At 72.4% G+C, this 22,062-nt stretch carries 19 protein-coding genes; 13 read left to right on the forward strand and 6 right to left on the reverse strand.

Annotated elements, in window-relative coordinates; translation table 11 throughout:
• Window positions 1-45 precede the first annotated feature (45 nt).
• From KME78_RS62400 to KME78_RS62425, 6 genes are read right to left on the reverse strand one after another with little or no spacing between them, the layout of a single operon-like run.
• Window positions 46-573 (reverse strand): flavin reductase family protein, encoded by a 528-nt coding sequence (locus tag KME78_RS62400; RefSeq protein ID WP_219539718.1) that lies wholly within the window; start codon window positions 571-573, stop codon window positions 46-48.
• Window positions 574-579: 6 nt separating this feature from the next.
• Window positions 580-1,818: a cation:proton antiporter gene (locus KME78_RS62405; RefSeq protein WP_219539719.1), complete on the reverse strand. Its 1,239-nt coding sequence runs from the start codon at window positions 1,816-1,818 to the stop codon at window positions 580-582.
• Between the two features lie 5 nt (window positions 1,819-1,823).
• Complete coding sequence (locus KME78_RS62410; RefSeq protein WP_219539720.1) at window positions 1,824-3,371, reverse strand: tryptophan halogenase family protein; 1,548 nt, start codon at window positions 3,369-3,371, stop codon at window positions 1,824-1,826.
• A gap of 49 nt (window positions 3,372-3,420) precedes the next feature.
• Window positions 3,421-4,191, reverse strand: coding sequence for an ABC transporter permease (locus KME78_RS62415; protein ID WP_219539721.1), 771 nt, complete (start codon window positions 4,189-4,191; stop codon window positions 3,421-3,423).
• Window positions 4,188-5,141, reverse strand: coding sequence for an ATP-binding cassette domain-containing protein (locus tag KME78_RS62420; protein WP_219539722.1), 954 nt, complete (start codon window positions 5,139-5,141; stop codon window positions 4,188-4,190). The genes KME78_RS62415 and KME78_RS62420 overlap by 4 nt, the downstream gene beginning before the upstream one ends.
• Window positions 5,138-8,548, reverse strand: coding sequence for an amino acid adenylation domain-containing protein (locus KME78_RS62425; protein WP_219539723.1), 3,411 nt, complete (start codon window positions 8,546-8,548; stop codon window positions 5,138-5,140). Before KME78_RS62425 ends, KME78_RS62420 begins: the two co-directional genes overlap by 4 nt.
• A 120-nt stretch (window positions 8,549-8,668) precedes the next feature.
• On the opposite strand from KME78_RS62425, the gene KME78_RS62430 reads away from it, so the two are divergent.
• The 13 genes from KME78_RS62430 to KME78_RS62490 form a co-directional block, all read left to right on the forward strand.
• Window positions 8,669-10,183: an argininosuccinate lyase gene (locus KME78_RS62430; RefSeq protein WP_219539724.1), complete on the forward strand. Its 1,515-nt coding sequence runs from the start codon at window positions 8,669-8,671 to the stop codon at window positions 10,181-10,183.
• Window positions 10,180-11,067 (forward strand): GHMP family kinase ATP-binding protein, encoded by an 888-nt coding sequence (locus tag KME78_RS62435; RefSeq protein WP_219539725.1) that lies wholly within the window; start codon window positions 10,180-10,182, stop codon window positions 11,065-11,067. Before KME78_RS62430 ends, KME78_RS62435 begins: the two co-directional genes overlap by 4 nt.
• Window positions 11,049-12,098: a PLP-dependent cysteine synthase family protein gene (locus KME78_RS62440; RefSeq protein ID WP_219539726.1), complete on the forward strand. Its 1,050-nt coding sequence runs from the start codon at window positions 11,049-11,051 to the stop codon at window positions 12,096-12,098. The genes KME78_RS62435 and KME78_RS62440 overlap by 19 nt, the downstream gene beginning before the upstream one ends.
• Complete coding sequence (locus tag KME78_RS62445) at window positions 12,074-13,303, forward strand: ATP-grasp domain-containing protein (protein WP_219539727.1); 1,230 nt, start codon at window positions 12,074-12,076, stop codon at window positions 13,301-13,303. The genes KME78_RS62440 and KME78_RS62445 overlap by 25 nt, the downstream gene beginning before the upstream one ends.
• Window positions 13,300-13,593 carry a Dabb family protein gene (locus tag KME78_RS62450; protein ID WP_219539728.1) on the forward strand — a complete coding sequence of 98 codons (294 nt, stop codon included), beginning with the start codon at window positions 13,300-13,302 and terminating at the stop codon, window positions 13,591-13,593. The genes KME78_RS62445 and KME78_RS62450 overlap by 4 nt, the downstream gene beginning before the upstream one ends.
• A 10-nt stretch (window positions 13,594-13,603) precedes the next feature.
• Entirely contained in the window at window positions 13,604-14,998 is a 1,395-nt protein-coding gene (locus tag KME78_RS62455) for a phenylacetate--CoA ligase family protein (protein ID WP_219539729.1), read from the forward strand.
• Window positions 14,998-15,960, forward strand: coding sequence for a branched-chain amino acid transaminase (locus KME78_RS62460; protein ID WP_219539730.1), 963 nt, complete (start codon window positions 14,998-15,000; stop codon window positions 15,958-15,960). Before KME78_RS62455 ends, KME78_RS62460 begins: the two co-directional genes overlap by 1 nt.
• Window positions 15,957-16,559, forward strand: coding sequence for a hypothetical protein (locus KME78_RS62465; RefSeq protein ID WP_219539731.1), 603 nt, complete (start codon window positions 15,957-15,959; stop codon window positions 16,557-16,559). The genes KME78_RS62460 and KME78_RS62465 overlap by 4 nt, the downstream gene beginning before the upstream one ends.
• 26 nt (window positions 16,560-16,585) lie before the next feature.
• Window positions 16,586-17,563, forward strand: a complete 978-nt coding sequence (locus KME78_RS62470) for an ornithine cyclodeaminase family protein (RefSeq protein WP_219539732.1) — start codon at window positions 16,586-16,588, stop codon at window positions 17,561-17,563.
• Window positions 17,560-18,369 (forward strand): PhzF family phenazine biosynthesis protein, encoded by an 810-nt coding sequence (locus KME78_RS62475; RefSeq protein ID WP_219539733.1) that lies wholly within the window; start codon window positions 17,560-17,562, stop codon window positions 18,367-18,369. The genes KME78_RS62470 and KME78_RS62475 overlap by 4 nt, the downstream gene beginning before the upstream one ends.
• Window positions 18,366-18,659 carry a DUF1330 domain-containing protein gene (locus tag KME78_RS62480; protein WP_219539734.1) on the forward strand — a complete coding sequence of 98 codons (294 nt, stop codon included), beginning with the start codon at window positions 18,366-18,368 and terminating at the stop codon, window positions 18,657-18,659. Before KME78_RS62475 ends, KME78_RS62480 begins: the two co-directional genes overlap by 4 nt.
• Complete coding sequence (locus KME78_RS62485; RefSeq protein ID WP_219539735.1) at window positions 18,652-19,887, forward strand: cytochrome P450; 1,236 nt, start codon at window positions 18,652-18,654, stop codon at window positions 19,885-19,887. Before KME78_RS62480 ends, KME78_RS62485 begins: the two co-directional genes overlap by 8 nt.
• A gap of 76 nt (window positions 19,888-19,963) precedes the next feature.
• Window positions 19,964-22,062: non-ribosomal peptide synthetase (locus KME78_RS62490; protein WP_219539736.1), on the forward strand; the 2,099-nt coding region annotated here is incomplete at its 3' end.

Consider the following 22,062-nt stretch of genomic DNA (forward strand, 5'->3'; position numbering starts at 1 on the left):
GAGCCGGGGGCCCGCGCCCAGCCGCCGGCCGACCAGCGGCCTCCGTCAGCCGGCGGCCGACCAGCGGCCGTAGCGGCGCATGCCGTACAGCAGGGGTCGGGCCTCGGTCAGGGTGGAGATGCGGAACGGCTCGCCGAACACCATGCGCTGCGGCCCGACCAGCACGCTCTGGCTCACCCGGCAGTCCGCCACCGAGTGCGCCGCCTCGTACAGGTGCGCACCGCCATACCCGCTCTCGTGCTCCCACGCCACCAGGTCGAAGCGGTCCGGATCCCCGGAGGCGAACAGTTCCGCCGTCTCCCTGGCCCGCTCGTGCAGCAGGTTGACGGCGAAGCTCCCGCTGTCGAGCAGCGCCCGCAGCGTCGGGCTCGCCGCGCGGACGCCGATGATCAGCGTCGGCGGCTCGACGCTCGCGCTGCACATCGCCGAGCAGGTCATGCCCCACTGCTTGCCCTGCCGGTCCGTGGCGGTGATGATCGCCACTCCGCTCGGGAAGCCGGCCATGAAGCCGCGGAAGCGGCCGGGGAGGCGCTCCGTGGGCGGGATCGTGGCCTCACTTCGGAGTACGGTCATGCCGTGTCACCACCTCGCGGCCGGTGTGATGTTCGCTTCCATGAGACCGCCCTTCGCGATCGGCACGTATCGGTCGGCCACGTTCAGCAGCACGCCGCTGAGTCCGGTCGTGAACAGGGCCATGAGGAGAAACGCCAGGTACAGCCCCGCCGGCAGGAGACCGGCGCTGTAGCCGGCCTGCAGGATGACGATCTCCGTCAGGCCTCTCGTGTTCATGAGCACGGCGATCCGCATGCCGGAGGCCGGCGACCGGCCCCCGACGCGGGCCCCCGCGTAGCTGCCGCCCACCTTGGCCGCGATCGCCACGACGGTGATCGCCACCGCCGCCTGCCAGGAGAAGGTGCTGCCGGGCGCCAGTGCCATCGCGGCGCCGGTGCTGACGAAGAGCACCGGCAGCATCGTGCGGCCGATCCGTCCCAGCAGCTCCGCCACCCTCGCCCACGGGCCAGGACCCTCCTCCGCGGGCAGTGACAGGCCGACGAGCACCGCGCCGAAGACCTCGGTGAGTCCGAAGCGACCGGTCGCGGTGGCCGCCGCCCACGCGATGGCGCCCACCACGACCGGCACCGCCCGGGGGAACCTGCCCGCCAGCGAGTGCGGCACCAGCCGCCGCAGCAGCAGCGCGGCGCCCGCCCCCGCCACCAGCACGACCAGCGCGGCGGCCGGGCCACCGCTGTGCGCCGTCCCAAGAGCGATCGCGAGCAGCACCCACGTCACGACGTCGATGCCCGAGGCACTCAGCAGCGCCAGGCGCCCCTCCTCGGTGTGCTCCATGCGGCGATCCCGCAGGATCCCGGCCAGGACGGGCACCGCGGTGACCGTCAGCGCGACCGCCACCATCAGCGTGAACGCGCCCGCGGGCGCACCGCCGCGCAGCGCCGGGTCGCCGCTGTCGATCAACCACCACGCCACCAGGCCGCCGGTGGCCAGCGGGACGACGGCCGAGCCGACCGACAGGCACGTGACGGCCCGCATGAGGCGGCGGTCGAGGCCCGCGCGCATCCCGTGCGCCGTGCCCACCAGGAACAGGGCCACGCCCAGGTGCCCGGCCTGGCCGAGCAGCCCCAGATCGGGCGGCCCGGCCCAGGGCAGGCCGCCCCATTCCACGTACGGCAGCAGGAGGCCACCGAAGGCCAGGCAGAGCGCGATCTCGAAGACCACTTCCGGCTGGCGGGTCAGGCGCGCGAGCAGCCGCGCGACGAGGACGACAACAACGGTGGCCACGGCCACGAGCAGGGTTGTCATGGCCATCAGTGCATCTGGGAGAGGTATTCGTATTGGCTGGGCAGGCTCTTGACCAGGTCCCTGGACTGGTCCCTGATCAGCTGGAACTCCTTGTCGGCCGCCGTGCCGTCCATGAGCGCCAGCGCCGGCGCCGGCTTGACCGGCTCCCCGCCGAGGCCGAGCAGGACCGCCAGGTAGGAGTACGCCTCGAAGCCGTGGTAGTGGGGGAAGATCGAGGACTCCGTGGGCAGCTTCGAATGCCACTGCTCCAGGCGCTCGGCGAACCCGTCCGGGACCGCCCTGGTCTTGGCGTCGCGCCAGTACTGGTTGTCATTGCGCGCGGCACCCCGATAGTGCAGGACGAGGAACTCGCGCACCCCCTCGATGGCCTGCGCCACCGACCGGTTGTACGCGTCCTGGAGCACGGGGTCCCAGTCGCCGGCCGGGAAGTGCTTGACGAGCTGCTCGATGCCGTGCTGGATGAAGAAGATCCCGGTGGACTCCAGGGGCTCGACGAAGCCGCTGGACAGGCCGATGGCCACGCAGTTGCCCACCCAGGACCGCTGGGTGCGGCCGATGCGCATCTTGATGTGGTTGGCCTCCATGTCGTCCGCCTCGGGCCCGACGAACTCCCGCAGCGTGCGCTCGGCCTCCTCCGGTGAGGAGTAGTCGCTGGCGTACACGTAGCCGGTGCCGATGCGGCCGTACAGCGGGATGGTCCAGATCCAGCCCGCTTCCTGGGCGGTGGCCGTGGTGCAGGGCCGCAGCCCCCGCTGTTCCATGTCCACCGGCACGCGCAGCGCGACGGCGCTGTCGTTCGGCAGGTTCTCCTGGAAGGAGACGAACGGCTCCTCCAGCGCCTGGTTGATGAGCAGGCCGCGGAAGCCGGTGCAGTCGATGAACAGGTCGCCCTCGACCTGGCCGTGCTCCCGCGTTTGCACGTGGGAGATCCAGCCGCGCTGGTCGCGGCCCACATCCAGGACGTCGTCGAGGATCTGTACGGCACCCCGCTCCATGGCGTGCTCGGCCAGGAACCCGGCCAGCAGCGCCGCGTCGAAGTGGTAGGCGTAGGGGAACTGGGTGCCCTGCTCCGACAGCGTGGTCCGGATGTTCTCGGGCTCGGGGTTCTCCACGAAGTCCTGCTCGAACAGGCGGCCGTCGAGGTAGCGCGGCGAGCGCTCGGCGTCGCAGATGGCCGCCATCAGGAACGCGTCCCGGTCGAAACGGTCGCCGGGCCGCTTGTGCACCCACCAGTCCGTCAGCGGGAAGCCGTCGACGACCCGCAGCCGCTCGAACGGGTGGTAGAAGTGGTGGCCGGGCTCTCGCCAGTTCTCGAACCGGATGCCGAGCTTGTACGTCGCGTTGCACTTCGGCATCCAGTCCTCCTCACGCAGCCCGAGGAAGCCGAAGAAATGCCGAATGGTGCTGAAAGTGGCCTCGCCGACGCCGATCGGCGCGATTCTCTTCGACTCGACCACGGTGACCGCGATGTTGCTCCCGAACGCCGCCCGCAAATACGCGGCCGTCATCCAGCCCGCAGTTCCGCCGCCGACGATGACAATTCTCTTGAGCATGGGAAACCATCCGTTCTCGTGAATTGACTTGCGCACCTGAGTGAATGCGTCACGCGCGCCGGTAGAAGCGCGCGACCGACAGAGGGGCGAACACCACGAGAATCGCGGTGATCCAGGCGATCGCGCCGGCGATCGACTGCGGGCTGGCATGGCCGTCGAGCAGCCCGCGCGAGGCGTCCACGACCAGCGTGATGGGGTTGAGATCGGCGAAGACACGCAGCCACGCGGGCATGCCGTCGGTCGGCACGAACGCGGAGCTACCGAACTGGAAGGGCAGCACCCACAGTGAGGTCACCGTGGAGACGGTCGTGATGCTGCGGACGGAGACCCCGATGAAGACCGCGATCCACGACATGGCGATGCCGAACCCCATGAGCAGCGCGACCGCGCCGAGCGTGCCCGCCATCCCGCCGAGCAGCCGGAACCCGATGAGCGTCGAGCAGCCGATGATGACGACGAGACTCAGCAGCATCCGCAGGCTGTCGGCGATGACCCGGCCCGACAGCACCGCCGACCTGGAGATGGGCAGCGAGCGGAACCGGTCGACGACCCCGGAGTTGAAGTCCACGGACATCCCGACGCCCGTGGTCCTGGAGATGATCATCAGGTTGATGGCCATGATGCCCGGGATGAAATACTGGGCGTAGTTCGTCACGTTGCCCGCGATGGCGGCGCCGAACACCGCGACGAAGATCACGGAGATCACCACCGGGGTGATCGTGGCGTCGAGCAGCAGGCCGGGTTCGCCCTTGATCTGGACGAGGTTGCGCCGGGCCATCACGGCGGCGTCCCTGAACGCGTCCTTGAGCGAGCGGCTCATGAATCCTCCCTGGTCAGCGCGAGGAAGACCTCGTCGAGGCTGGGCGTGCGGGTGCCGAACCCGGAGACCGTGACGTTGGCGCCGGCCAGGGCCCGCAGGGCGGCGGTCAGGTCGCCGTCGCGGGCCAGTGCCATGTGCAGCACGTTCTCCCCGGACGCGTCGGGCGCGTCGGGCGGTGCGGCGACCGGGGTCAGACCGGCGCCCACCAGCGCGGCCCGTGCCTCGGCCAGGTCTCCCAGCGCGGTCTGCACGTACAGGAGCTGGCCGCCGACCTTGGAGCGCAGCTCCTTGGGGGTGCCGCGGGCGATGACCCGGCCGTGGCCCACCACGACCACGTCGTCGGCGAGCACCTCGGCCTCCTCCATGTGCTGGGTGGTCAGCAGCAGGGTCATGCCGTCGTCGGTCATGGTGCGGATGACGTCCCACAGCTCCTTGCGGCTGCGCGGGTCGAGTCCGGTGGACGGCTCGTCGAGGTAGAGGATCTCCGGGCGGCCGATCAGGCTGGCGGCCAGGTCGAGGCGGCGGCGCATGCCGCCGGAGTAGTCCTTCGCCCTGCGTCCGCCGGCGGCGCTCAGGCTGAACAGCTCCAGCATCTCGTCGGCGCGGGCCCTGGCCCGGCGCGGGCTCTCGCCGAGCAGCCGGGCCAGCATGTAGAGGTTCTCTCGGCCCGAGATGCCCTCGTCGACGGTGGCGTACTGGCCGACGACCGCGATCACCTGCCGGACGCTCTGGGGGTCGCGCACGACGTCGTGCCCGGCGACCACGGCGCGGCCCGAGTCCGGGCGCTCCAGGGTGGACAGGATCCTGACGATGGTGGTCTTGCCGGCGCCGTTGGGGCCGAGCAGGCCCAGCACGGTTCCGGCGGGCACGTCGAGATCGACGCCCTTGAGCGCCGCCACCTCGCCGAAACGCTTGGTCAGGCCCTCGACGACGATCCCGCCGCCGTTCATCGGGTCACCGCCGTGGGGTGGCCCATGGCCACCAGGACCTCGCGCGGGCCCTCGTAGGGTTCGCGGCTGTGGGCCATGCGCAGGTTGTCGACGATCATCAGGTCGCCGTCGCGCCACGGCTCGCGTACCGTGCACGTCTCGTAGACCTTGTTGATGAGCTCGACCTCCTCGGGGCCGATCGGCGCGCCGTCGCCGTAGAAGGTGTTGAACGGCAGGCGGTCGGGGCCGTACATCTCCACGAGGTACTCGCGCACCTCCGGGCTCATCGTCCAGGCGTTCAGGAAGGCGACCTGGTTGAACCAGCAGCGCCGCCCGGTGATGGGGTGGGTGATCACGGCGGGCCCGCGCTGCCGCGTCGACAGCTCGCCGTCCCGCCACTCGGCCTCGATCCCGTTGTCCCGGCAGTACGCCTCCACGCGGGCCGGATCGGTGGTGCCGAAGGCCTCCTGCCAGGGCACCCCGATGTCGTCGCCGTAGTGCCGGGTCAGCACCCAGCCTTCGCGCTCGAACCGCTCGACCAGCTCGCCGGGCAGCCGCTCCAGCACGGCCGCGGCGTCGGCCAGCGCGGTGATCCCGCCGCTCGCGGGCGCCGTGAGGCAGCCGAACAGCAGTGACCGGGGCGGCTCGACCAGGTGGCTCAGCTCGTGGTGCATGCACATCGGCTGGTCCGGGGGCCAGAGCGAGGAGGAGTACACCCCGCCGCCGTGATCGTGGCGCGGGGCGAAGCCCTCCCGCTCGGGCATCGGCTCGCCCAGCAGCTCGTCCGCCACGCGCCGCATGGCCGGGAGCCCGTCCAGGGCGAGTCCCCGGACGAGGACCGCGCCGTGCTCGGCGACGAGCGCCGCGGGGTCCTGCTCGCGCAGCCAGGCGACGTCCGCTCCGGCCGGCGCGGTGAGCACGGGTGGCCGGCCCGGGGTCAGGGCCAGCGTGGGCGGGTGGTCGCGGACGGACACCGGCGCGGCCGGCCGGTCGGTGGCCGACGCCGGCCAGGGTGGCCGGTCGGAGGCCAGTGGCTCAGGGTCGGCTCGCTCAGGGATGAGCGCGGTGTCGGGCATGTCGTGGCTACCTCCATCGATGAATGCTGCGAAGTCGGCGAGCACGGGGTACGCGGCGAGCGTCTTGGGGGCGGCCTTCACGCCCAGCTTGGCCAGGAAGCCGATCGCCGACAGCGACGTCCCGCCCAGGGCGAAGAAGTCGTCGCCGCGCCCGACACGGTCCTCGGGAACGCGCAGGACCTGGGCCCACAGCGCGGCCAGGCGCCGCTCGGTCTCGGTCACGGGCGGCTCGTACGCCGACGGCGCCTGCCACAGCTCCCGCGCCAGCCCGGCCAGCCGCCTCTTGTCGATCTTCCCGTTCGCGGTCAGCGGCAACGACTCCATCCAGTGCGCCCGCGCGGGCACCATGTACGCCGGCAACGTCCCCGACAGCGCGGCCCGCGCCATGTCCTCGGAGAGGGTCGGATCGGCCGTGTAGAAGGCGACGAGCCGCCGTCCGCTGTCCGCCGTCTCGGCCACGACCACCGCGCCGTCGCGGATCCCCGGGACGTCCGCCAGCGCGCTCTCGACCTCGCCGAGCTCGATCCGATGCCCGCGGATCTTGACCTGCCCGTCCCTGCGGCCGAGGTAGGCCAGCTTGCCGTCGGGCCGCCAGTATCCGAAGTCGCCCGACCGGTACAGGCGCTCGCCCGGCCGGTTCGGGTCGTCGGCGAACGCCAGCAGCGTGCGCTCCGGGTCGCCGACGTAGCAGCGCGCCACGCAGCGCCCGGAGAAGGCGATCTCACCGGGCGAGCCGAGCGGGACCGGCCGGTCGCCCTCGTCCAGGACGTAGACGCGCGCGCCGCGGATCGGCGCCCCGATCGGCACGCCATCTCCGTCAGGGGGCCGGCGCAGCAGCTCGTGGTTGGTGTCGTCGTGCGTCTCGGTCAGCCCGTACGCGTTGAGCACCCCCACTCCCGGGAAGCGGGCGAACCAGCGGGAGAGCAGCTCCTTCTTCACCGCCTCCCCGGTGACCGACAGGAAACGCAGGTCCGGCAGGTCGCGCGGCTCGTCGTCGAGGTGCGTGAGCACGGCCTCCAGGTACGACGGGACGAGCTGCGCGACGTTGACCCGGCGCTCGGCCATCGTCGCGGCGAAGCGGCGCACGTCGAGCACGACGTCCTGCTCGACGATCAGCGTGCGCCCCCCGGCGAGCGGAGCGGCCAGGAGCTGCCAGAGCGAGATGTCGAAGCACTGCGGGGCGGTCTGCGCGACCACCTGCCCGGGGGCGATCTCCAGATCGTCGATCTTGGCGTAGAGATGGTTGAGCATGCCCGCGTGCTCGCACAAGGCCCCCTTGGGCAGGCCGGTGGAGCCGGAGGTGAAGTAGATGTAGGCACCCTGGCCGGCCGCCACCGGAACCTCGGGGTCGCGGTCGCGGGGATGGGCCTGACAGTCCGCGTACGTGATCACCGGCCGGCCGCCCGCGACCGGGCCGGGGGCCAGGACGTGGCGGCAGGAGGAGCGCTCCAGCATCGTGGCCACCCGCTCGGCCGGGAAGTGCGGCTCGACCGGCAGGTACACCCCGCCCGCCTTCAACACGCCGATGACGGAGGCCATCCAGTCCAGGTCACGCTCGCCGACCACGGCCACCACGTCCTCGGCGGCCAGGCCGTGGTCGAGGAGCGTCCAGGCGATCCGGTTGGCGCGGGCGTTGAGTTCGGCGTACGTCCATGCGGTCGGGCCGCACTCGGCGGCGATGACGCCGGGGTGGCGGCGTACCCGCTCCTCGAACAGCTCGTGGAAGCGGCGGTCCGGCAGCTCACGCGGCGCTCCGGCGAGCACATCGAGCTGGTGGCGCAGCTCCGCGTCCGACAGCAGGCTCCGCCCGCCGTGGGGGGCGGCCCGATCGCCGGCCAGCAGCTCCAGCGCCCGCCGGTAGTAGCCGGCGATCCTGGTGGCGTGCCCGCCGTCCATCGCGTCCCGGCGGTAACGCAGCCGGATCCGCTCCCCGGGCACGTCCACGCCCACCCGGAGCACGGCGTCCGAGCTATCGTCGTGGCCGTCCAGGTCCAGGACGGTCTCCACGGGCCCGGCCGCCGGGGCGACATTCTGGTACGGGGCGTAGCCCGCCGCGTCTATCAGCTCCTCCCAGGAGCCGTCCCGCACGTCGAGGCGGCACGTCACCGCTACGGCGGCCCCCTCGGGCCGGTAATGGGTGACCACGCGGGTCTCGCCCGCCAGCGTCGCCAGCACCCTGGCGTGCGCGGCCAGCAGCACCGCGGGCAGCGGTCCACCGGCCGTGGCGAGCAGGCCGGGACGCAGCGACACCGTCACCTCGCCCGTCCCGGTCCGTACGGTCTCGCCCGCCGAGCCGTGCCACCGTGGCACGCGCGTCGGCGCGGCCGCCTCCTGAGGGTTTTCCAGGTCCACCCGAGCCACCTCCTTCGGCTATACCGGGAGGTTATGGACGCCGTTTATTCGCGGCATATCGTCGGCATTTCATAAACGCCTGAAAACGGCTTGATAAGGAGCGCCCCTAGCTTTTCCGGCATGGCTAGACTGACGGGCCGGATTGGCGACGCCCCCGCGATTCTCCTGCACGAGGAAGTGCTCGAGCCGCAGTTCTCCCACGACGTGCGGCACCTGCTGCCGCACTACCTGCACATCGAGAAGGTGCTCCTGGTCGAGTACCAGCGGATGGGCATCCTCACCGAGAGTGAGACCCGCGTGATCGCCCGCGTGCTCGACGGGATCGAGCCCGGGGAGCTCACGGCCGATCCGCACGAGAACATGTCCGATCTGTCGTTCGGCATCGAACGCCTGGTGAGCCGGGCGAACCCGGCGCCCGCCTGGCACGTCGACCGCAGCAGGAACGACGCGCAGGCCTGCGCGCAGCTCATGTTCGGCCGGGAACGGATGCTGCGGATCGCCGGGGAACTGCTCGCCTGCGCCGCCGCCGCGCACGAGCTGGCGGCCGGCCACACCGAGGCGCCGATGCCCGGATACACGCATCTGCAGGCGGCTCAGGTCATCACGCCGGGCTTCTACCTCAGCGCGCTGGTGGAGCACCTGCTGCACAGCGCGCGCAGGCTGCTGGCGACCTACGACCACGCCGGCCGCTCGCCCCTGGGCTCCGGCGCCATGGCCGGGCAGGAACTGCCCTGGGACAGGGATGCCATGGCGGGGCTGCTCGGCTTCACCGGGCCCGTGACGCACGCCCTGGCCAGTGTCGCCTCCCGCGCGTGGCTGCTGGAGCTGGCCGGCGAGTGCGCGACCTCCGCCACCGGCCTGAACCGGTTCGTGACGGACCTGATGACGTGGGCGGGCGGGCGGCACGGCCTCGTCGAGCTGCCCGACGAGCTGGCCGGAATCTCCTCGGCGATGCCGCAGAAGAAGAACTATCCGATCTTCGAACGCATCCGTGGCAAGACCGCGCACCTGCTGTCCTGGTACGTCGACGCGTCGGCCGCCCAGCGGGGCACGCCGTACAGCAACACGGTCGAGGCCGCCAAGGAGGGCGGCGCGCAGCTCGTGACCGCGACGCAGTCGCTGGAGAGCGCGCTGCGGCTGCTCACGCTGGCGCTGCGCCACATGATCTTCCCCGCGGAGCGGGGGCTGGCCGGCTGCACGGGTGAGTTCCTCGGCGGGTTCTCCCTGGCCAACCGGTTGACCCTGGAGGAGGGCGTGCCCTGGCGGACCGCCCAGGTGGTCGCCGGCCGCTACATCACCGCGGCGGCCGCCGCCTCCGAAGACGGGTCCGCCGGGCATCCCGGGCAGAGCCGCAACGGGTCCGCCGGCGCCGGGTTGCTGGCCGCGATCGCGCGGGAGCACGGCCATCCGCTCCGGGATCCCGGCGGGCTGCTCGCGGACCTGTACACGCCCGAGGCCGAGCTGCGGCGCAAGCGGTCCGCGGGCTCGACGGCGCCGGAGTCGGTCCGGCGGATGCTGGCCGGCCAGGAGCGGGAGCTGGCGGCGCTGGAGCAGGAGTGGACGGCCCGCCGCGACGTCGCGCGGAGCGCACCGGCCCGCGTGAACGAGCTGCTCGGATTGGGGGAGGGGTCGTGATCGGCACCGGCATCGCGTACGGCACCTTCGGCGAGCTCCTGCAGGGCCGGCTGACCGGCTCCGTCGACTTCCTCGTCACGCTGCCCATCCCGCGCTCCAGCCGCGCGGTCTTCCACCTCGACCTCGGCACCGACGAGGTCGAGGTCCGGCCGGCGCACAAGCTGAAGTCGCTCAGGGCCGCCAAGAACCTGCTGGAGCTGCGCGGCGCGCGCTGCGGCGGCGTGCTGACGGTGGAGAGCGACCTGCCCGAGGGCAAGGGCTTCAGCAGCTCCTCGGCCGACCTGGTGGCCACCGCCCGCGCCGTCGGCGAGGCCGTCGGCGCCACGCCGGACCCGGCCGAGATCGAGGCGCTGCTGCGGCCCATCGAGCCCACCGACGGCGTCATGTACGACGGCGTCGTCGCCTTCCTGCACCGCGAGGTCCGCCTGCTGGCCAGGCTGGGCCACCTGCCGCCGATGACGATCGTCAGCGTGGACGAGGGCGGCAAGGTCGACACCATCGCCTTCAACCGGCTGCCCAAGCCGTTCGCCCCGGCCGACCTGCGGGAGTACGAGCGGCTGCTGGACACGCTGGTCGTGGCCGTGGCGTCGGGCGACACCAGGGAGATCGGCCGGGTCGCCACCCGCAGCGCCGTGCTGAACCAGCGGCTCAACCCCAAGCGCACGATCGAGCCGATGCGGGCCGTCTGCGAGGCGGTCGGCGGGCTCGGCCTCGCGGTCGCGCACAGCGGCACCGCCGTCGGGCTGCTGCTGGACGACGCCGATCCGCGCTTCCCCGACCAGCTCGACCGGGCCAGGCGGGCCTGCGTCCGGCTGGCCGGCCACGCCCACGTCTATCACTCGCTCGCCGTGCCCGAGGAGGTTCGATGCTTCACCAGGACATGATCGCCGCCATCGGGCACACCCCGCTGGTCAGGCTCGCCCTGCCAGGGACAGGGGCGTACGCCAAGCTCGAGTTGCAGAACCCGTTCGCCATGAAGGACCGCGTCGCGCGGCAGGTCGTCCTGGCCGCGCGCGAGAGCGGGGAACTGCTCCCGGGCGCGCCCATCGTGGAGAGCTCGTCCGGGACGATGGCGCTGGGCGTCGCCCTGGTCGGCACCGCCCTCGGCCACCCGGTGCACATCGTCACCGACCCGCGGATCGACCCGATCACCCTGACCAAGCTGCGCGCGCTGGGCTGCTTCGTGCACATCGTGGAGCGGATGACCGCGCAGGGCTGGCAGAGCGCCCGGCTGGAGCGGCTGGCGGAGCTGCGGGCCACGCTGCCCGGCTCCTTCTGGCCCCAGCAGTACAGCAACCCGGACAACCCGCGGGCCTACCGCACGCTGGCCGAGGAGCTGATCGCCGACCTCGGGCACGTGGACGTGCTGGTCGGCGCGGTGGGCAGCGGCGGGTCGCTGTGCGGCACCGCGAAGGCGCTGCGCGAGAGCCTGCCGGAGCTGTGGACGGTGGGGGTGGACTGCGTCGGCAGCGTCATCTTCGGCCAGCCCGACCGGCCCGGCCGCCTGCAGGGCGGGCTGGGCAACAGCCTGGTGCCGGCGAACGTCGACCACTCGGTGATCGACGAGGTGCACTGGCTCAACGACCGCGAGGCGTTCGAGTCGACCCTGGCCCTCGCCGCCGAGCAGCAGATCTTCGGCGGCAACACCTCAGGCTCGGTCTACCGGGTGCTCAGCCACCTGGCGGCCGTCGAGCCGCCCGGAACCAAGATCGTGGCCATCATGGCCGATCGCGGCGATCGCTACGCCGCCACCGTCTACGACGAGACGCACTGGCTGGAGAAAGAGCTGCACCGCCTGCCCGCCGCCGGCGCGCCCGTGGAGGTGCCCGCGTCAGAGACGGTGCACGGCTGGTCGTACTGCTTCCCAGGATCGAGACGCAGGGAGTCGAGATGCGCCGCTGCCTTGCCTTCATAGAGGCCAACACCACCGGCACCGGGATGATGGCGCTCAGGACCGCCAGGGACCTCGGGCTGGAGCCGCTGTTCTTCACCGGCCGTCCCGAGCGCTACCGCGGGCTGGCCGGCGCCGGGGCCGAGGTGGTGCTCTGCGACACCAACGACACGGCAGCGCTGCGCGCGGCCGTGGCCCGCTGGGCCGACCGGCTGTGCGGCGTGACCACGACCAGCGACTTCTACGTGGCCGCCGCCGCCGAGCTGGCGGCCGCTCTGGGCCTGCCCGGCAATCCGCCGGAGGTCGTCCGGCTCTGCCGTGACAAGGGCAGGATGCGCCGGGCGCTGGCCGGGGCGGGGGTGCGGCAGCCCAGGTTCGAGGTGATCACGGAGCCGGGCCAGGTCCCTAGCGCGCTCGCGCGGGTCGGGCTGCCGTGCGTGGCCAAGCCGGTGGACGGCTCGGGGTCGGAGCACGTACGGCTCTGCGAGAGCGAGGAGGAGGCGCTCGACCACGTCGGCCAGGTGCTGGCGGTGCGGACGAACGTGCGCGGTCAGGCGTCCGCGGGGGCGGTGCTCCTGGAGGAGTACCTGCGGGGTCCCGAGTTCAGCGTCGAGACCTTCCACGTACGCGGGGAGCCGACCTGCGTGGGCGTCGTGGCCAAGACGGTGACCGGACACCCGTACTTCGTGGAGTCCGGGCACGTCTACCCGGCCCCGCTCGCCCCCCTTGAGGGCGAGGCGATCGTCGCGACCACGCAGGCGGCGCTCGCGGCGGTCGGCGTCAGGGACGGCCCCACCCACACGGAAGTGAAACTGCTGCCGGACGGCGTGGCGATCGTCGAGATCAACCCGCGCCTGGCCGGCGGCATGATCCCGGAGCTGGTCCGCCTCGTGGACGGCCTCGACCTGCTCGAACAGCAGCTCCGCGGCGCGGCCGGCATGCCGGTGACACTCGCGACCAGGCGCCGCGGGTACGCGGGCGTGCGCTTCCTGACCGCCGAACGCGCCGGTGTGCTGCGCACGGCCGCCGGCTGGCGGGAGGCCGAGCTGCTGCCCGGCGTGGAGAGCGTCGTGGTCACCGCCGAGCCCGGGACGCGCGTGTCGCCGCCGCGCAGCGCGTACGACCGGCTCGGACACGTGATCGCGCGGGGCAGGACCGTCCGGGAGCTCAGTGCGCGGCTCGAGGCGGCGGTTCCCAGCCTTCTGATGGAAGCGGGTGAGCGATCGTGATCAGGCACATCGTGCTCTTCAAGCTGAAGCCGCAGTTCACCTGGCGGGACGAGTGCGTCGTCCGGGCCGAGCGGATGGCGGCCGAGGTCGGCCGGCAGGTGGGCGACCTCCTGGAATGGCGGGTCGGCAGGAACGTCTCCGACCGCGACATCGCCTACGACTTCGTCGTCATGGGCCTGGTCTCCGACGAGGAGGCCCTGCAGCGGTACCTGGTCCACCCCTTCCATCAGCAGTCCGTGCGGCAGTGGCGGGAAATCAGCGACTGGGTCGTCGCAGATCTCGAGGAGTGAGGGATTAAAGATGTTCACCGTCTACCATCCGGAGCTCGCCGACCTGGCGAGATCCCTGTCCGAGCAGCACCGCGATCTCCTGGCCGGCCGCTGGGACGCCGATCGCCTGGCCGAGCACCAGGCCGAACGGCTGCGGGCGACGCTCGCGTACGCCGGGCGGCGCTCGCCGTTCTACCGAGCCCGGCTGGACGGCCTGGCCGAGGGCGACGACTTCGCGAGCGTGCCGTTCACCACCAAACAGGACCTGCGCGACGCCGGCATGGACATGCTGTCGCGCCCGATGCACGAGGCGTGGATCTTCTACGAGACCACCGGCACGACCGGGATCTCCACGCCGTGCCCCCGCGACAACGTCGACACCCTGCACAACAACAGCGTGCTCACCGCCTACTACGGCACCGTGTTCGACCAGTACGGCGATCGGCAGGTGATCGGCGTCTCCGGCCCCTCCGAGCTGCACGCCACCGGCGACACCTTCGGCGACGTCTGCCGCAACCTCGGCCTCGCGGTGGCCAAGATGTGGCCGCACTCGCCGATGATCGGGTTCGACCGGGCGCTGGAGGTCATGCGCCTGCTGCCGATCACCGGCCTGTTCTGCACGCCCGGGATGGCGTTGTCGCTGGCCAAGAAGGCGGTCGAGGCCGGGCTCGACCCACGTGCCGACTTCTCGCTCGACGTGTTCATGCTCACCGGCGAGCTCGCCTCGCCGAGTCTGCTGGCCAACATCGGCGAGCTGTGGGGCGCCCGCGCCTACAACGCGCTCTACGCCTCGCAGGAGGCGTCGGTGCTGGCCGCGGCGGGAGCCGACGGCGCGCTCTACACGGCGCCGCTGATCAACTACTACGAGGTCATCGACCCGGAGACCACCCTTCCCGCCCAGCCGGGCCCGGACGGCGTGCGGCAGGGCGAGCTGGTGATCACGAACCTGTACCAGGGCGCCAAGCCGCTGATCCGCTACCGGACCGGCGACATGGTGCGGATGAGCCCCGCAGCGCCGGGCGCGAGTGTGCCCGCGTCCCGGGTGGAGGTGCTCGGCCGCGTCGGCGACCAGCTGGAGATCAACGGCCGCCGCATCACCGGCTACGACCTGGAGGACCTGCTGCTGCGGCACATCCGCGGTTACCTCGACTACCAGATCGTGCTGGCGGACGAGCACATCGGCCTGCTGCTGCACGGCGAGGTCGGCCCCGACGACCCCGGGCTGCTCCTGGCCGGCGAGGAGTGCCGTGACAGGCTCGGCGCCGAGCTGGTCGTCTCCTTCGGCGACCCCGGCGCCATCACCAGCACCGGAGCCATGGTGAGCTGGAAGGCCGCCCGGGTGGTCGACCGCCGCTCCGGCCGCCTCGGCGCCCGGGACGAGCGTGAGGCGCAGGCAGCCCACGCCCTCGCCGCCCGGAGGCGGTGATGCGGCCCCTGCCCGGCCGCTGGGTCTACCACGACGGCGAGTTCACGCCGTTCGCCGAGGTACGGCTGCCGCCGACGACTCAGGGCCTGCACTACGGCACCGGTGTGTTCGAGGGGATCAGGGCGTACGCCACGCCCGGGGGCGAGGGCGCCCACCTGTTCCGCGTACAGGACCACTACCGGCGCTTCCTGCGCTCGTGCCGGCTGCTGCGCATCGATCCCGGTCTGACGGCCGACGAGCTGGCGGACGTGACCGTCGAGCTGCTGCGGCGCAACGGCGATCAGGGCGACGTGTACGTCCGGCCGCTGGCGTACAAGCTGGGCCTGCTGCCCGGCACTCCGCCGGGTGTGAACCTGGGCGGCGTGTCCGACGCCGTGACCATCGTGGCCTCCCGGCTCGGCGCCTACGCTCCGCCCGGTGGCCTGCGGTGCCTGATCAGCTCGTGGCGGCGGCCCAGCCGCGCCGCGCTGCCCGTGCAGGCCAAGGTGACCGGCGCGTACGTCAACAACGCGCTGGCCGTGGAAGACGCCCGCGCCGCCGGCTTCGACGACGCGATCCTGCTGAACGAGGCGGGACAGGTCGCCGAGGCGAGCACGGCCAACGTGTTCGTGGTGCGGGGCGGCCGGCTGGCCACGCCGCCCGCCGACGCCGACATCCTGCCCGGGATCACCAGGGACACCGTGCTCACCCTGGCCGCCGAGCTGGGACTGCCCGCCGCGGAGTCGCCCCTGCATCCGGCGGACCTGCTGCTGGCCGACGAGGTGTTCCTCACCGGCACCGGGATCGGCGTCACCCCCGTCATCGAGATCAACGGGCGGCCCATCGGCGCCGGCGCGCCGGGACCCGTTACCACCCACCTCGCCCGCCGGTACGGCCAGACCGTCCGCGCCGAGCGGGAGGACACCCACGGATGGCTCACCCCGGTGCAAGCCGGCTGTGAAGAAGCGGTGGCGAACGCATGAACCAGACCGACACGGAACCACTTGGCTGGATGGACCTCGACACGCACAACCGCGTGAAGCTCGAGGCGATCGCGACGCTCGGCCCCGTGGGCACGAGCAGCGAGACGGCGGCCGCCCTGCTGTGGGAGCGACTCTCCCCGGCACTGGGGGAGCCGGAGATCCACCTGCTCGACACGTACGAGGAGGCCGCCCAGGCGCTGCTCGACGGGCGCGTCAGCCACTTCGTCGTGGCCAACGCCTACCGGTGCGTCAACGAGTTCTACATGGACACCCGGATGGCCCTGGCCGGGGCGTTCATCATGGACACCCCGCTGTACGGGCTGGCCAAGTCCCGCGGGCCCCACATGGTGCCGGCCGAGCCGACGATCGCCACGCATCCGGCCCCGGCCCCGCTCATCGCGCAGCTCCTGCCGGCGCACTACCGGCCGGGCAAGGTGCTGATCATGAATTCGACGAGCGCCGCGGCCATGGCGGTCAGCGGCGGCTCCACCGATCTCGCGCTCACCACCGCGCCGTCCGTGGAGACGTACGGGCTGGAGTTCATCTCCCGGACCCGCCCGATCCGCATGTTGTGGTCCGTGTTCGTCGCCGCCGACTGACCCCCGCTGACAGGAAGGAGAGGACCATGCTGTTCCTCGACGGCCAGGCCGTGCGCAAGGCCCTGCCCATCGAAGAGGCGATCGGCCTGATGGCCGGCGCCATGCGCGCCTACAGCGCGGGGGAGGTGACGCAGCCGCTGCGCTCCGTGCTACGGCCGGAGTCGGACGACGGCGTCTTCGCCGCGATGCCCAGCCACGTTCCCGGCTTCGGGTACGCCATCAAGGCCATCTCGCTGCGGCCCGGCAACCCCGCCAGGGGACTGCCCGCGCACGTCGGCGTGGTGATCGTGTTCGACCCGGAGACCGGCTACCCGATGGCCATGCTGGACGCCGCCGAGCTGACGGCCGTACGCACCGCCGCCGTGTCGGCGGCCGCCACCGACGCGCTGGCCCGGCCGGAGGCGGGCGACCTGGCCCTCATCGGCGCCGGTGTGCAGGCCCGCAGCCACCTGGAGGCCCTGGCGGCGGTACGGCCGCTGCGGCGGGTCCGCGTGTACAGCCCCAGCACCGCGGCGGACCTGCAGCGCTGGGCCGGCACCTGGCTCGACGTGCCGGTCGAGGTCATGCCTTCGGCCGCGGCCGCCCTGGAGGGCGCGGACCTGGTCTGCACCGTCACCTCCGCGAGCGCGCCGGTCGTGGCCGGCCGCGACCTCGCGCCCGGCGCGCACGTCAACGCGGTCGGGGCGTCCGTGCGAGGAGCCAGGGAGCTGGACTCGGCGGCGGTCGCGCGGTGCGCGGTGTTCGTGGACAGCAGGGAGTCGGCCGCCGCCGAGTCGACCGACCTGCTGGCGCCCCTGGAGGAGGGCCTGATCGGGCCCTATCACGTACGCGCGGAGCTGGGCGAGGTGCTGCTCGGCCGGCACCCGGGCCGCGGCGACGACCAGGAGATCACCCTCTACAAGTCCCTCGGCATGGCCGCGCAGGACGTCGTCGCGGGCTTCGCGGCGGCCAGGGCCGCGCGGGAGTCGGGGCTCGGCGTCCACGTCGCCTTCCCGGCGTCATGAAGATCTTCGTGGTGGACGCCTTCGCGTCGCGGGCGTTCGGCGGCAACCCGGCGGGGGTGTGCCTGCTGGACCGGCCGCGCGACCGCCGCTGGATGCAGTCGGTGGCCTCGGAGCTGAACCTGTCGGAGACCGCGTTCGTGGACCGGTCGGGCGGCGGCGACGGCATCGGCCTGCGCTGGTTCACCCCCGGCGGGGAGGTGGACCTGTGCGGGCACGCCACCATGGCCGCGGCCCACGTGCTCTGGGAGCGCGAAGGGGATTCGCGGGCCCGGCTGCGCTTCCGCACCCGCAGCGGAGTGCTGGAGACCGAGCGAGGCGAGCACGGGATCAGGCTCGACCTGCCCGCCGAGCCGCCCGAGCCGATCGAGGAGCCCGCCGGCCTGGCCGCCGCGCTGGGCGCGCGGCCCATCTGGACCGGCCAGAACCGGTTCGACTACCTCGTCGAGCTGGCCGAGGAGGCGGAGGTGGCGGCGCTGGAGCCGGACTTCGCCGCGCTCGCGGCCTTCCCGGTACGCGGCGTCATCGTGACAGCGGGCCGGACCAGCGGGGATCCGGGCGAGCACGACTTCGTCTCGCGGTTCTTCGCACCGCGCCACGGCGTGAACGAGGACCCCGTGACCGGCTCGGCGCACTGCTGCCTGGGCCCGTTCTGGGGCGCCCGGCTGGGGCGGAGCGACCTGCTCGGCCACCAGATCTCGCCCAGGGGCGGACACGTGCGCGTGACGCTCCTCGGCGACCGCGTCGCGCTCGACGGCCGCGCGGTGATCTTCATGAGCGGCGAACTTCACGACCAGGAGGAACAATGACCACGTTCGTCATCGGCAACGTCGCCGCCATCCCCGACAAGGAGAAGATGGCGGAGTACCGCGCGAAGGTGCTGGCCACCCTTCAGGCGTACGGCGGCGGCTTCGCCATCCGCGGCGGCGCGTTCGACGTGCTCGAAGGGGACTGGCAGCCCACGCACCTGTCGGTGATGCGCTTCCCCAGCGCGGAGCACGCCAGACGCTGGTACGCCTCGCCCGAGTACGCCGAGATCGTGCCGCTGCGTGAAGGCGTCCACATGGACCTGATCCTCGTGGACGGCCCCGATGCCTGAGCTCCCCCGCGACCTGGGCGAACTGGACCTGGCCGATCCGCGCACGTTCCGCGAGCACGACCAGTACGAGATCTGGCGGCGCCTGCGCCGCGAGGCGCCCGTCTTCTGGAACGCCCCCCGAGGCGGAAACTCCGGCTTCTGGGCACTGACCAAGTACGACGACGTCGTGGCCGTCTACAAGGACGCCGAGAACTACTCCTCCGAACGCGGCAACGTGCTGACCACCCTGCTGGCCGGGGGCGACTCGGCGGTCGGGCGGATGCTGGCGGTGACGGACGGCAAACGCCACCAGGACCTGCGCAACGTCCTGCTCAAGGCGTTCTCGCCGCGCGCGCTCGCCTACGTGGCCGAGCGCGTGCGGGCCAACACCCGAGACCGCGTCCGCGCCGGGCTCGACCTGGGTACCTGCGACTTCGCCGCGGACGTGGCGGAGAAGATCCCGATCAACACGATCTCCGACCTGCTGGGCGTCCCGGACGGCGACCGCGACCTCCTGCTGCGCCTCACCAAGACCGCGCTCAGCAGCGACACCGAGAGCGACGACCCCGAGGAGGCCGCCGAGGAGTCGCTAATGGCGCGTAACGAGATCCTCCTCTACTTCGACGACCTGGTGGCCGAGCGCCGCGCTAAGCCGCGCGAGGACGTCATCTCCACGCTGGTCCAGGCCGTCGTGGACGGCCGGCCGGTCTCGCCCGACGACGTCGTGTTCAACTGCTACAGCCTGATCATCGGCGGCGACGAGACCAGCCGCCTCACCATGATCGGCATGGTGCCCGCCCTGTCCGCCAACCCCGACCAGTGGGCCGCGCTCAAGAGCGGCGAGGTCAGCGTGCAGAGCGCCGTCGAGGAGATCCTGCGCTGGGTCAGCCCCGCCATGCACTTCGGCAGGACGGCCGTGCGCGACGTCACCGTCAGGGGGCAGGAGATCGCCGCGGGCGACATCGTCACGCTCTGGAACTCCGCCGCCAACCGCGACGAGGACGTCTTCACCGACGCCGAGCGCCTGGACCTGGCCCGCACCCCCAACCGGCACGCCAGCTTCGGGTACGGGCCGCACTTCTGCCTCGGCGCCTACCTGGGCCGCACCGAGATCGGCGCGATGCTCGAAGCGCTGCGCGACCTCGTCGACGAGATGCACATCACCGCCGAGCCCGAACGCCTGCATTCCAACCTGCTGAGCGGAATAACGAGCCTGCAGGTGAAATTGACGCCCCGATCCAGCAATTAAGCAGCCGATATCCAGGCGAAAATTCGCTTTTCTACGCTCAGCTCGATATTTCGCCCGAAAGCATAAGGAGTCAACGATGGCCGCCACGATGGTAGAGCGAGACCCGCTGAACGCCGCCGAATCGGGTCAGTGGCTTCCCGGGCTGATCGCCGCCCAGACGCGGCGCGCACCGGACGCGCCCGCGGTCAGGTGCGGGGGCGACGAGCTGACCTACGCCGACCTCGACCGCCGGGCCACCCAGTTGGCCCGCCGCCTGGCCGCCCGCGGCGCGGGGCCGGAGTCGATCGTCGCGGTCGCGCTGCCCCGGTCGGCCGACCTGGTGGTGGCGTTGCTGGCCGTGCTCAAGGCCGGGGCGGCGTACCTGCCGATCGACCTTGACTACCCGCGCGAGCGGATCGCGCTCATGCTGTCCGGCGCCCGGCCGGTCTGCCTGCTCACCGACGCCGCGACCGGAGCGGCACTGGCCGGGACCGGCGTCGACCAGATGCTCTTGCACGGTACGGACCTCGAGGGCGGCGAGCTGCCGGACATCGTTCCCGGCGCGCACCCTGCCTACGTCGTCTACACCTCCGGCTCCACCGGCACGCCGAAGGGCGTCGTGGTCGAGCACCGGGCTCTCACCGACTATCTGCTCTGGTCGCTGCGGACCTACCCGGGCCTGCGCGGCGAGTCGCTGTGGCACTCGTCGGTCTCCTTCGACATGACCGTGACCTCGCTGTGGGCCGCGCTGGCGGCGGGCGGCTGCGTGCGCGTCGCCGCGCTGGACGACTCACAGGACGGCTCGCAGGACGGCGGCTGTACCTTCCTCAAGGCCACGCCCAGCCACCTGCCCCTCCTGGAGGTGCTGCCGGAGCGCTTCTCCCCGACCCGCGAGCTGATGTTCGGCGGCGAGGCACTGCGCGGCGAGGCGCTGCGCGCGTGGCGGGAGCGGCATCCCGATGTCACGGTGCTCAACGTGTACGGCCCCACCGAGGCGACCGTCAACGTGGCCGAACACCGCATCGAGCCCGGGACCGAGGTGCCCGACGGCGTCCTGCCCCTGGGACTGCCCATGGACAACACCCGCATCCAGGTCCTGGACGAGGCCCTGCGCCCGATACCGCCGGGCGAGGTCGGCGAGCTGTACATCTCCGGCGCGGGTCTGGCCAGGGGGTACCTCGGCCGGGCCGGGCTGACCGCCGAGCGGTTCGTGCCGGATCCGTCCGGCGCCCCGGGCGAGCGCATGTACCGCACGGGCGACCTGGGACGCCGCCGCCCCGACGGGGTGCTGGAGTTCGCCGGCCGCGCCGACGGCCAGGTGAAGATCCGCGGCCACCGGGTCGAACTCGGCGAGATCGAGGCCGTGCTGGGCGCCTTCCCAGAGGTCGGGCAGGTCGCGGCGGTCGTGCGTGAGGACCAGCCGGGCGACCAGCGGATCGTCGCCTACGTGACGCCCCGCTCGGTGGACGCGGCCGGCCTGCTCGCGCACGCCGGGCGGCGGCTGCCCGGGTACATGACGCCCTCGGCCGTGGTCGGTCTCGACGCCCTGCCGCTGACCGCGCACGGCAAGCTCGACCGGCACGCACTGCCCGCGCCGGCGTGGCAGGCGACCTCCGGCGCAGCACCCCGCACGCCGCGCGAGGAGGCGCTGTGCCGCCTGTTCGCCGAGATCCTCGGCGTGCCCGGCGTCGGGATCGACGACAACTTCTTCGAGCTCGGCGGGCACTCGGTCCTCGCCACCCGCCTCGTCGGCCGGGTCAGGTCCGAGCTGGGCGTCGAGCTGGCGCTGCGGGCCCTGTTCGAGTCACCCACGCCCGCCGCACTGGCCGAGCGCTGCGCGGAGAGCTCAGAAGCTCCCGATGCTGGGCTCGCGCTCGCCGCCCTGCCCAGACCGGAACGGGTGCCGCTGTCGGCCGGGCAGCGCGGCCTGTGGTTCCTGCATCATCTCGAAGGGGCGTCCGCGACCTACAACCTGCCGCTCGCCCTGCGCCTGCGCGGCCCGCTCGACGTCGCCGCGCTGCGGCTCGCGGTGGCCGACCTGGTGGCCCGCCATGAGCCGCTGCGCACGATCTACCCCGGCATCGGCGGCGAGCCCTGCCAGCGGCCGCTCGACGCGGACACGGCCGCACCCGAGCTCCGCGTCGTCCACGTCGCCCCCGCCGACCTGGCCGCCGCGCTCGACGCCGAGGCCGCCGT

The organism is Nonomuraea guangzhouensis (genome assembly GCF_019396345.1).
Lineage (GTDB): Bacteria > Actinomycetota > Actinomycetes > Streptosporangiales > Streptosporangiaceae > Nonomuraea > Nonomuraea guangzhouensis.